Origin of the sequence: Desulfosporosinus sp. Sb-LF (assembly GCF_004766055.1) — a bacterium.
Taxonomy (GTDB): Bacteria; Bacillota; Desulfitobacteriia; order Desulfitobacteriales; family Desulfitobacteriaceae; genus Desulfosporosinus.
The window spans coordinates 1-11,363 of sequence record NZ_SPQR01000007.1; the positions used below are offsets into that span (position 1 = coordinate 1).

Annotated in this window: 10 protein-coding genes and 1 rRNA gene; 10 read left to right on the plus strand and 1 reads right to left on the minus strand. The window is 42.9% G+C overall.

What is annotated here, in order from left to right; translation table 11 throughout:
* The 9 genes from rrf to E4K68_RS11620 form a co-directional block, all read left to right on the plus strand.
* Window positions 1–85: ribosomal RNA gene (rrf, locus tag E4K68_RS11580) — 5S ribosomal RNA — on the plus strand; the annotation flags it as partial.
* Between the two features lie 40 nt (window positions 86–125).
* Complete coding sequence (locus E4K68_RS11585) at window positions 126–380, plus strand: hypothetical protein (RefSeq protein ID WP_135379104.1); 255 nt, start codon at window positions 126–128, stop codon at window positions 378–380.
* 215 nt (window positions 381–595) lie between these two features.
* Window positions 596–1,201, plus strand: coding sequence for a hypothetical protein (locus E4K68_RS20650; RefSeq protein WP_199241754.1), 606 nt, complete (start codon window positions 596–598; stop codon window positions 1,199–1,201).
* A gap of 220 nt (window positions 1,202–1,421) precedes the next feature.
* Entirely contained in the window at window positions 1,422–2,123 is a 702-nt protein-coding gene (locus E4K68_RS11595) for an ATP-dependent Clp protease proteolytic subunit (RefSeq protein ID WP_243450349.1), read from the plus strand.
* A gap of 267 nt (window positions 2,124–2,390) precedes the next feature.
* Window positions 2,391–4,730, plus strand: a complete 2,340-nt coding sequence (locus E4K68_RS11600; RefSeq protein ID WP_135379340.1) for a DNA translocase FtsK — start codon at window positions 2,391–2,393, stop codon at window positions 4,728–4,730.
* Between the two features lie 74 nt (window positions 4,731–4,804).
* The gene (mnmH, locus tag E4K68_RS11605) at window positions 4,805–5,854 is read left to right on the plus strand and encodes a tRNA 2-selenouridine(34) synthase MnmH (RefSeq protein WP_135379106.1); all 1,050 of its coding nucleotides are present in this window, start codon (window positions 4,805–4,807) and stop codon (window positions 5,852–5,854) included.
* A 187-nt stretch (window positions 5,855–6,041) separates the two neighbouring features.
* The gene (locus E4K68_RS11610) at window positions 6,042–6,836 is read left to right on the plus strand and encodes a helix-turn-helix domain-containing protein (RefSeq protein ID WP_135379107.1); all 795 of its coding nucleotides are present in this window, start codon (window positions 6,042–6,044) and stop codon (window positions 6,834–6,836) included.
* 28 nt (window positions 6,837–6,864) lie between these two features.
* Window positions 6,865–7,356 carry a YajQ family cyclic di-GMP-binding protein gene (locus tag E4K68_RS11615; RefSeq protein WP_135379108.1) on the plus strand — a complete coding sequence of 164 codons (492 nt, stop codon included), beginning with the start codon at window positions 6,865–6,867 and terminating at the stop codon, window positions 7,354–7,356.
* Between the two features lie 81 nt (window positions 7,357–7,437).
* Window positions 7,438–9,711 (plus strand): YgiQ family radical SAM protein, encoded by a 2,274-nt coding sequence (locus E4K68_RS11620; RefSeq protein ID WP_135379109.1) that lies wholly within the window; start codon window positions 7,438–7,440, stop codon window positions 9,709–9,711.
* A gap of 98 nt (window positions 9,712–9,809) precedes the next feature.
* Here E4K68_RS11620 and E4K68_RS11625 read toward each other — a convergent pair whose 3' ends face one another.
* A complete protein-coding gene (locus E4K68_RS11625) occupies window positions 9,810–10,421 on the minus strand; it encodes a hypothetical protein (RefSeq protein ID WP_135379110.1) in 612 nt (203 codons plus the stop codon).
* Between the two features lie 246 nt (window positions 10,422–10,667).
* On the opposite strand from E4K68_RS11625, the gene phoU reads away from it, so the two are divergent.
* Entirely contained in the window at window positions 10,668–11,318 is a 651-nt protein-coding gene (phoU, locus tag E4K68_RS11630; RefSeq protein WP_135379111.1) for a phosphate signaling complex protein PhoU, read from the plus strand.
* The last annotated feature ends 45 nt before the right edge of the window (window positions 11,319–11,363 follow it).

Sequence of the window (11,363 nt, forward strand, 5' to 3'; positions counted from 1 at the left end):
TCCCATACCGAACACGGAAGTTAAGACCTTCAGGGCCAAGAATACTTGGGGCGCAGGCCCCTGGGAACGTAGGTCATCGCCAGGTAAACAAGCAAAAAGACTATCTCTAACGAGGTAGTCTTTTTGTGTTAGAACGAACGATTTTTAAGCATTTAAACGTCTATGGGGTCGGAGTTCCACCCCTTCGGGTCCACATTGCTGGAGTTTTCGTTATGGGTTGCCGTGTGGCGAAAGTCTCGCACGACTTTCGTATACCGAACACGGAAGTTAAGGATCCACACTGCCGGAGAGTGCGTTGTAAGTCGCAGTGTGGCGAAAGGCTCATTCGCCTTTCGTTTCAGGGCCAAGAATACTTGGGGCGCAGGCCCCTGGGAACGTAGGTCATCGCCGGGTAACCAGCAAAAGGACTATCTCTAACGAGGTAGTCTTTTTGTGTTGTCTCCAAACTCATTATGAAGTTATTATTTATATTCTAATTACCAGTTTTGTCATTATAAATCTAATTTTGTTAAATTTTCTTTGAGTAAATATCGCTCTTTTTACACATTATAAAAAACGTCGCACCAATGTTGCTTAAAGAATGGAGGGTTAAATAATGGAACAATTAAATAGGCTTTTTGGTTTTTTTAAAACCGTACAAAGAGTTTTAAAAATGAAAGATTCTGTTGTACTTAGTTTGTTTTCGGGGGTTTTAGGAACATTAACGATGGATGTTTCAAACTTGATATTTTGGAGGACAAGAAAGACGGAGGCTCTTTATGGACATATTGCTGGTTCAGTTTATGTACGTCCTTTTAGAACTAATCAGCGAAAAAACTTCATACTTGGTCAAATTATGCATCTTATAACTGGTGCTACTCTAGCGTATCCTTTAAACTTATTATTAATAAGGACAGGAAAAGACCATGCTACTCTAAAGGGAGCGTTCTTTGGTGCAGTAACATGGGAATTTATCTATGGGCTTGGTCGACGATTTAGTATATTTGCAACTAAGCCACATATGACAAAGACGCATTACGCTGAGTTGTTCAACAATATTATATACGGAATTACCACAGCTCAAGCGTTAGTCACGTTTCATAAACCGTCAATTGTTGAAGGTATCCAAAGTAAAACGACTACTCAGAATACGCAAATAAATACAGTCCAACCTATATACTCAGATATAAAGTCCAATGTAGAAAGTAACGTGCTTATGTAAAACATGCAAAGGCACCACCAGTTTACTTGGTTGGTGTTTTTGCAATTTCTTGGCTTCCTTCAAGCTGAATATTACTTGGTTATTAAACAGAAAATGTATGATTTTAGAAACAAACCTCCATAATAATAGAGAACCTCTCAAAAATATATGCCTTTAGTTATCACAAAATTAGGAAATGTACAGCGAGAGGGTTTTTGACTTAGCGAAGGGGGTCTTACGGGTGCTTTCTAATGAAACGTTTTCACCTGAAGAAAATAAGGATGCTCCGGTATCAAATCTAAAGGAATTAGGACAGATACAACTTCCGAGTGTGACAGAACGAATCTATTGTCTACCGATCATTGGGCAAATCGAGGGACATCAGATTTTACCGGCCCAGTCCAAAACAACTAAATATGAGCATATCATTCCGCAGCTATTGGCTGTCGAGCAAAACCCTAATGTTGAGGGGATTCTTGTCATTTTGAATACTGCTGGTGGAGATGTTGAGGCAGGACTAGCGATCGCAGAAATGTTGTCCAGTTTAAGTAAGCCTTCAGTTTCCTTAGTTCTTGGCGGGGGCCATAGTATTGGGATTCCGGTTGCAGTCAGTTGTTCGAGTAGTCTTATTGCACCAACGGGGACAATGACCGTTCATCCGATTCGCTACACCGGATTAGTCATAAATGGGCATCAACAATTCGACTACTTACGAAAAATGCAAGAACGAATTGACCAATTCATTTATTCACATTCTAAGATTAGTAAGGAAAATCTAGAACAGTTTATGTTCAAGACTGGTGAGTTAGCTCAGGATATTGGTACAATCCTTATTGGGCAAGAAGCTGTTGATGCTGGATTAATCCAAGCAGTAGGCGGAGTTAAAGATGCCTTTGAAGAACTTAACCGTTTAATTGAGCAAAGTCAAGAGAACGGAGTCTAAGATTTAAGAGAAGCGGCGAAAAGCCGCTTTTTAATTTATTGGAAAATATAGGGTCAATACTTGACATAAGAATACTATTAGGGATCTGTATGTTAAAGGTGTTGCTGATTTTTTTCGTGTATTTACAGGAATGAAAAGGAGAACGCTATCTTTTGTGGAATTTATAGAATGTAGAATAAATATAAAATTTCTTTATGTTTGGAGGATTGGTCTGTGGCGAAGGCTAAAAGACGCCGCAAGTTAAATACAAAGGCGAATATAGGTGTAATGTCTTTGAAGGAGACTATACGGAATGAAGTAATCGGGGTTTTTGTCGTCGGAATGGCTTGTTTAGGAATGGTCACGCTTTACTCAGACAGAAGTGGCGTGGTTGGCGAACAAATCAGACACCTCTTGACAGTGTTGGCTGGAGGTGGAAGGGTATTTATTCCCATTATGGTGGGCGCATGGGGTCTGACGATTATGAACAAGGAAACGCGCCGTCTGGGGTCTAAGGGTGCAGGGATCTTCCTTCTCTGGCTTGTTTTTCTTGGTATTCTCCACCTTCAGTTACCGGGCATAGAAGCATTTTCGCGGGATGACATGCTTCATGAAGGCGAGCTTGGGCATGGTGGGGGATTAGTCGGTGCAGGGCTTACAATTCTGTTGAAAACTACTATTGGCATACCCGGAAGTTATGTCATTTTAATCATGGGTTCGCTCATCGGTGCCTTACTCATCACAAACCGCTCGTTAATTCAGGGAATGCAAGAGGTTGGTCAGGTTGGGAAAGAATCTGGACAGTGGATGAAGCACCAAATCGCTGATTTTGTGGACGTTTTAAAGAACTCTGAAGGCGAAAAACCCAGTGACAAGGAGTCTGTGTATTCAGTGGACTCAAAAGTAGATGCGAAAGTGAGCAAGAAAAAGGGTATTCCACCTAAGGAGATACCCGTGGCGCTGGATCCTGATGTAGTAGAACGACCACTGGTTATCAAAACCTTAGAAGATCAGAACGAACTTCCTACCGAAGCTAACGGAACTGATTTGTTACCTAAAGGGCAGTTAGGGTTTGAGAAGATGACGGGTGTTACAGGTGTTAAGGGTGGGATGAACTCGAATACGATAATTTCACCGGGAAAAGTGACAAGTACGCCTATTTCACGTCAAACCCGTGAAGATGGGAACTATCAACTTCCTCAAGTCGTCTTATTAAACAAATCATTGAAAGTAAAAAATCCAAGACTTAATAAGGATTTAGCGGATAATGTAAAAATTCTCGAAGAAACGTTGGGCAGTTTTGGAGTGAAGATAAAAGTAACTCAGGTTACTCAAGGACCTGCTATTACGCGTTATGAAGCTCAACCAGCTCCAGGTGTAAAAGTAAGTAAAATAACAAACTTGGCTGATGATATCGCTTTGAGCTTGGCTTCCGCAGATGTGCGTATTGAGGCACCTATTCCAGGAAAATCAGTCGTGGGCATTGAGGTACCGAATAAAGAAATTTCAATGGTTCATTTTCGAGAAGTCCTAGAGACAACGGAATTTCAAGGGACTGCGAGTAAGTTGGCACTGTGTTTAGGTAAGGATATTACGGGGACGCCAGTGATTGCTGATTTAACGAGGATGCCCCATCTTCTGATTGCGGGAGCCACTGGCTCAGGAAAATCCGTCTGTATTAACACATTGATTCACAGCATATTATTTAAGGCGCGCCCAGATGAAGTAAAGTTCTTGTTAGTTGACCCTAAAATGGTTGAATTGGCTAACTATAATGGAATCCCACATCTAATTGCCCCCGTTGTAACGGATCCTAAAAAGGCGGCGGGCGCCTTAAAATGGATTGTGACAGAAATGGAGACCCGTTATGAATTGTTCGCGGCATCGGGTGTGAGAGACATTGTCCGTTACAACTTTCTTCGCACTCAAGAAACGAAGGGGGAGCATCCTGCGTTACCCTATGTCGTGGTGATCATTGATGAGTTGGCTGATTTGATGATGGTAGCACCCAGCGATGTAGAGGATGCGATCTGTCGTTTAGCTCAAATGGCGAGGGCTGCAGGGATACATCTGATCGTGGCAACGCAACGTCCATCGGTTGACGTAATTACTGGTTTGATTAAAGCAAACATTCCTTCACGAATTGCCTTTGCGGTCTCGTCTCAAACTGATTCTAGAACTATTTTGGATATGAACGGGGCGGAAAAATTACTGGGTCGTGGAGATATGCTCTATTATCCGATGGGTGCGAGTAAGCCTTTGCGTGTACAGGGGTGTTACTTGGGAGATAAAGAAGTGGAAAACGTGGTTGAATACCTCCAAAATCAGGCGAAGCCTGAGTATCAAGAGATCCCTAACATGGATTTGGTGAATACGAATAAGGAAGAGATGGAAGATGAACTGTTTTATCAAGCTGCCCAGCTTTTTATTGAAAGCGGAACGGCTTCAGTCTCACTTATACAGCGCCGGTTACGCATTGGGTATACTCGTGCTGCTCGCTTGATGGATTTTCTTGAGGGTAAAGGGGTCGTCGGAGGATACGAAGGCTCAAAACCTCGCGAGGTATTAATGACAAGAGGGCAATTTGAATTAAAATTTGGTCAGTGGGCCGATGAGATTGCACATTAGTTGCATAATTTTGCAGTAGGATTTATGATAAGGAGTATTGAATATGACCTAGTTGGAAGGAATAAAGTTTAGCAATGATTAAGGAAATTAAGGTAGAAGACCTAAAATCCCTAGAACACCCCATTCTCATCGATGTACGCTCAGAGGGGGAATTTGCTGAGGCAACGATCCCGGGTTCTATCAATCTTCCCCTTTTTGATAACAAAGAACGTGCTGAGATTGGTACAATCTACACCCAATCCAGTCCGATTTTGGCTCGTGAACAGGGTTTGCGCATCGTTAGCCCGAAACTACCGGATTTAGTCAAGACGGTGGAGAAACTTTCAAGGGAAGGTCCGTTGGTTCTTTTTTGTTGGAGAGGCGGGATGCGGAGTAAGTCTCTGGCGACGGTCGTGGAATTAATGGGCATTCCTATTTATCGCTTACAGGGTGGGTATAAAGCCTATCGCAATCAAATAGTTGATTACTTTCAAAATAAGCTTCCATTTCAGGTTGTGGTGCTTCGCGGAAATACAGGAGTTGGAAAAACGGAACTTTTGAGACAGTTACGTGCTGAAGGATATCCCGCGATTGACCTTGAGAAACTCGCAAATAATCGTGGGTCCGTATTTGGTGCTATGGGTCTAGGGGATCCGCCATCCCAGAAAAAATTTGAAGGTTTATTGTATGAGGAACTTGAATTGTTAAGCGATTTTCCTTATATTATTGTAGAGTGTGAGAGTAAACGCATTGGAAGGGTGACTTTACCGACCAATTTCTTTACAGCAATGCAAGACGGTATTCAGATTCTTCATTATGACTCTTTGGAAAATCGGGTGCAACGTCTATTAAACGAGTATACTGCGGTACCCAATGCACTTCAGGAAATAGACATTGCCTTGGAGAGATTGATTAAAACCTTGGGACATGTCAAAGTTCGAGAATTACGTGACTTATTAGAGACAAACTGCTTGGATGTATTTACAGAACGGTTGCTTGTCGAATACTATGATAAACTTTATGCCTATCCCAATGAGCCAAGTTCAGAGTATACATTTTATTTGAACTATGAAGATCCGGTGAAGGCGTCTAGGGAATTGAAGGGTTATCTGGATGAGAAGGTTTCCCCGAAAATCAATTCATAAACTAAGAGTTGTTCGTGCCGAATTAGGTGTGCTAGTTGACTTTTTAGGAGATACTTTACTAGAAGATGAAAATCGTACGATTGGATACGACGAAGGTTTCGCGTGGGGAAAAAGAAGCTGTATCACAGTGTGTATTTGAGAATACGATGGATTCTATTATCGTCTACCGAAAAAGGAGGTCAAAGCAATGGCAGGAGAAGGAATTATGCTCCGGGTCGCAAGGGAAGAAAAAGAATGGAGCTTAACGTACACAGAAGAAATCACGAAAATCCGCGTTCGCTATATTCAAGCACTAGAAGCAGAGGAATATGGAGTACTCCCTGGAACAACTTATGCCAAGGGATATTTACGAACCTATGCTAAACAACTGGGCTTAAACCCGGATGAAATCATCGCACTTTTTAATGAATCAATAACTTCAGAGCCCGCTCTTGTTCTGGAAAAGTCTCAAATGGTGGTAAAATCCCGACCATTGTGGTTTAGACCAACGATCATAGGGAGTTTGGCGATTGTGATTATTGCTTTCGTCATTGTGATCGCCGGATTGAACTCACGTGGGCAAAAAATCGCAGACACCCCATATACCATGCCACCCCTGCCGAGCGCACCGCAAACAGAGACTGCTACATCAAAACCTACTACACCAACATCAACACCCACACCTACTCCGAGTGCACCAGTGACGGAAAGCACACCACAAAATGTTATTGCAGCTACAATGGATGGTTTAACCGCACAGTTAGTTTTCACGCAACCCTGTTGGGTTGTAGTCCAGGTGGACGGCCATCCTTCGCTACAAGGGACGTTTTCATCTGGGTCAAGCAAAGAAATTAAAGGGACAAGTAAAATTGAACTAGTTACAGTTGGAAATGCAGGTGGTCTTTCGGTCACCTTAAACGGCAGACCATACCCGAGTTTGGGAAAGGAAGGCCAAGTTGTCCATAACGTTGTATTAACTCCAGACGTCTTAAAATCCCTGTAATTATTGAGTTGAGAGGAGCGTTTATATTTTGGCTAAAGATTCTTCATTCGATATTGTCTCAAAAGTAGATTTGCCTGAGGTGGCTAATGCAATTCAGCAAGCTCAGAAAGAGCTTGCGCAGAGGTTTGATTTTAAGAACAGTAAATCATCCATAAAGCTCGAAGAGGATAAGATTATATTGGTTTCAGATGATGATTTCAAGTTGACCAATGTCATTGATATTCTGGAGGGTAAACTTGTTAAGAGAGGAGTTTCTCTGAAATCGTTAGAATATGGGAAGGCACAATCGGCGGCCGGTGACACCGTTAAGCAGGAGGTAAAGTTAGTACAGGGGATCGCCCAAGAAAAGTCGAAGTTAATTAATAAAGTTTTAAAAGATAATAAAGTTAAAGTAGTTAGCTCGATTCAGGGCGATGAGATTCGTGTGACTGGCAAGAACAAAGATGACCTTCAAGCAGCCATTGCCCTACTACGTAAGGAAGACTTCGGAATCGAATTACAGTTCATCAACTATCGATAAAGAGGGGTTGCCCCTCTTTTCTCTTTTGTAAAGGTTATTTACGTCTAATCCTAAGTGTTGTTTTAGCAGAAAGGTGAGAATATGCGCATACGAAATTTTTTACCCATGAGTCGGTCGGATATGGAGGCTATTGGTTGGAATGAACTGGATTTCCTCTTGATTACTGGTGATGCCTATGTCGATCATCCAAGCTTTGGAATTGCAATTATTGCACGCATCTTGGAAAAACACGATTTCCGTGTGGGAATTTTGGCCCAGCCCAATTGGAAAGATCTCAAGGATTTTCGAGTGATGGGAAAACCCCGCTTGGCATGTCTGATCACTGGAGGCAATCTTGATTCGATGGTTAATCACTATACCGCAGCTAAAAAAAGACGGCACAAGGACGTGTATTCTCCTGGAGGAAAACCAGATCTTCGTCCAGATCGATCAACCATCGCTTATACAAATCGCGTTCGGGAAGCACTTCCGGGTGTTCCCGTGATTATCGGTGGGATTGAAGCTTCATTGAGACGCTTTGCCCATTACGACTATTGGAGTAATGACGTTCGGCGATCCATACTACTAGATAGTCAAGCTGACTTGCTAGTATTCGGAATGGCGGAAAAGTCGATCGTGGAGGTTGCCCAACGTCTGAATAATGGAGAGCAGATTGGTCAAATAACGGATGTTAGGGGAACTATGGTCCCATTGACGGGAGAGGCTGCGCCTCAAGAGGCTCTCGTTCTTCCAAGCTTCGACGAGGTTGCTTCTGATAAGAAAAAATATGCTGAGGCATTTTGGGTGCAATATAACCAACAGGACCCTTTTCATGGGAAACCAATGGTTCAATCTCATGGGCGCAAAAGCGTGCTCCAAAATCGGCCGTCACTTCCCTTAACTCAACCGGAAATGGACGCCATCTATGCTCTGCCTTTTATGGGAACATATCATCCGTCTTACGAAGAGCTAGGAGGGGTCCCGGCTATTGAAGAGGTTGAATTTAGCCTTACCAGTGTTAGAGGTTGTTACGGCGCATGCTCTTTTTGTGCGTTAACGTTTCATCAAGGGCGCATCATCCAAAGCCGAAGTGCCGAATCGATTATTCGGGAAGCTGAGCAGATGACATGGAATGATCGTTTTAAAGGATATATTCATGATGTGGGAGGCCCCACAGCCAACTTTCGACGCCCTGCATGTCAAAAACAATTGACAAAAGGGGCTTGTTCACACAAACAGTGCCTTTTCCCTGAACCGTGCGACAAACTTGATAATGATCATGAGGAATACTTGGATCTATTACGCCGCCTTCGTGGCTTGCCGAAGGTAAAGAAGGTGTTCGTTCGTTCAGGTATCCGTTATGATGCAGTATTAGCTGATCGAAATTCGAGGTTTATTAAGGAACTTTGTGAGCACCATGTCAGCGGCCAATTGAAAGTCGCTCCTGAACACGTTAGTGATAAAGTCCTCCGCTTGATGGGCAAACCTGGAAAAGCCGTGTACGAAGAATTTGTGCAGCAATTCCAAGATGTAAATCATCAAATAGGAAAAGAGCAATATCTTGTTCCCTATTTGATGTCGTCTCATCCAGGAAGTACCTTGAAAGAGGCTGTCGAATTAGCTGAATATGTCCGTGACATGGGTGTCAATCCGGAGCAAGTCCAGGACTTTATCCCAACCCCGGGAACCCTCTCCACTTGTATGTATTTCACGGGCTTAGACCCTCGTACTATGGAGCCAGTTTATATACCACGAAGCATGCATGAGAAGGCGATGCAGAGAGCTCTAATTCAATATCGATCTCCTAGAAACCATGAGTTAGTGGAAGAAGCCTTACGCTTAGTCCATCGTGAAGATCTAATCGGGTATGGGCCTAAATGTCTGATTAGGCCGAAACGATATTTACGTGACGATTCGAACGAACCGGGCAATAAAAAAGTTAAAGGACCAACAAGGCGATCGGGCATGAAGAAAAAAGAAGTATCTAGTGCAGAGTCCTCGTATAAAGGTGCACCAAGCAAAGAGGGGCGCTTTAAGGCCACAAGGAGTGCAGAGCCCGCGTATAAAGGTGCACCAGGCAAAGAGGGGCGCTATAAAGACGCAAGGGGTGCAGAGCCCGCGTATAAAGGTGCACCAAGCAAAGAGGGGCGCTATAAGGACGCAAGGGGTGCAGAGCCCGCGTATAAAGGTGCACCAGGCAAAGAGGGGCGCTATAAAGATACAAGAAGTGCAGAGCCCGCGTATAAAAGTGTACCAAGCAAAGAAGCAGAAAATGAGGGTGTTCAAGAAAAGGGGCGATTCTGGAGAGGTTCTGACAATCAAATCCACAAGGGCCAAAAAAAACATCGTGGGGCAAAGAACAAAAACAACAAATAAGCAGCAATCGTAGCAATGGAGCGATTGCGAACGGACTAAAAACTATCTCTACAAAAAAGCGACGTGAGTAGGTTCACCTACCTACTCACGTCGCTTGCTTATGTCCAGTCGCCAAACTCATCGATCAACGTATCCTCTACCTCATCAAGGGTGATACGCCCTAACTCTTTGAGGTGTCCCTCTTCTGACCATTCAAGGAAATCTTCGTACGTTAATTCTGGTTCTTGATAATAAAATTTCAAAAAAGAAAACCATGTTCCTTCTGTGCGTGTCTCTGCATCGTAACGGAGGAGATAGTATTCTGTGTCCTCTAACGTACTTTTGAAAAAGATGGCTTGGCTAGGTATAATAAGAAAAACGCGAGCATCTGCATATTCGCGGCCACCAAACTGAAGAGTAAAAGTCTGTAGGTGGATTTGCTCATTCGTTCTTTGAAGAAAGTCGGGAGACTCTGCTTGAAGGGATTCCCAGGTATAGACGGCTACCGTCGATTGGGAGTTTTCCATCTGTTCCGCAATATCTTCGAGGCGACGCGAGACGATAGGGGGTAGGGTAAACTCACGGCAGGAAGTGGAATGGCAGTGATATACAGGAACATTATCTATTTGACCGACACCGTGGGCCAAGTCAATAGGAATAGATCGGGTTGTTAGGAATCCTACATCGCCACAGCCACATGTGTCGATAGGTTCTATCGATTGCTCAAACATAGTTGACACCTCACTAAAGTTTCTTAGGGACTTAATTCGACAATGATTTTGCAAGTCCTTTTATTCTTTATACATTAAATGTAGCCATTTGACACAAATTTTACACGAAACAATTAAGAAAGATTATACAATTCTTATTTTGACGCATAATATGCACAATAGCCCGGAGAAATCAGCAAATGTCATGGGAACTACGAACGGAAGACATTATTATAGGGTGTTTTCAATATATGAGGAGGATATTAAATGCGGCAATCACTGAATGAAGGACAACTTGCTTTGACAAAATTACTTAAAGATATGGGTAATGAGGTTGAAAGAATCTTACAAGGATGTATGCAAACCCTAATATCCCTGGATCGGACTCAAGCAGAGTTTTGGATCAATGAGGATCAAAAGGTCAACGATTTTGAGCGTCAGATGGATGATGAATGTGTGCGCTTGATCGCAACCCAGCAGCCAGTTGCCAAAGACTTGCGGAAGATTATTTCAGCAATGAAAATATCGACAGATCTCGAGCGGATGGCCGATTTGGCTATCGACATTGCGAAGATAGTGCGCAGAATTGATGGACCTCTATGTAAACCACTCGTTGACATTCCTCTTATGGCTGAAAAGGCACTTGGAATGATGAGGCAGGGCCTAGAGGCTTATACTAACGAAGACATGGAACTCGCCCAAAATTTGGCTTTGCAGGATGACGAAGTTGACTTACTGTATAATCAAGTCGTACGTGATCTATTAGTTATTATGACTGAAAAACCGGAAAACTTAGATCAAGGTATGTACTTAGCTTTTGTGGGTCGCTATCTAGAACGGATTGCTGATCATGCAACCAATATTGGAGAAAACGTAATATATATTGCAACGGCTGACAGACAGGACCTTAACAAATAATATTAATGAATCATATTTATAGAAGGCTGAAGAGTTAAGTTTGCT

What these genes read in the sequence shown, in the direction of transcription:
- E4K68_RS20650 (WP_199241754.1), top strand. Translation starts at nt 596, where the DNA reads ATGGAACAATTAAATAGGCTTTTTGGTTTTTTTAAAACCGTACAAAGA.
- E4K68_RS11620 (WP_135379109.1), top strand. Translation starts at nt 7,438, where the DNA reads ATGCGCATACGAAATTTTTTACCCATGAGTCGGTCGGATATGGAGGCT.
- phoU (WP_135379111.1), top strand. Translation starts at nt 10,668, where the DNA reads ATGCGGCAATCACTGAATGAAGGACAACTTGCTTTGACAAAATTACTT.
- E4K68_RS11625 (WP_135379110.1), bottom strand. Translation starts at nt 10,421, where the DNA reads ATGTTTGAGCAATCGATAGAACCTATCGACACATGTGGCTGTGGCGAT.
- E4K68_RS11600 (WP_135379340.1), top strand. Translation starts at nt 2,391, where the DNA reads ATGTCTTTGAAGGAGACTATACGGAATGAAGTAATCGGGGTTTTTGTC.
- E4K68_RS11610 (WP_135379107.1), top strand. Translation starts at nt 6,042, where the DNA reads ATGGCAGGAGAAGGAATTATGCTCCGGGTCGCAAGGGAAGAAAAAGAA.
- mnmH (WP_135379106.1), top strand. Translation starts at nt 4,805, where the DNA reads ATGATTAAGGAAATTAAGGTAGAAGACCTAAAATCCCTAGAACACCCC.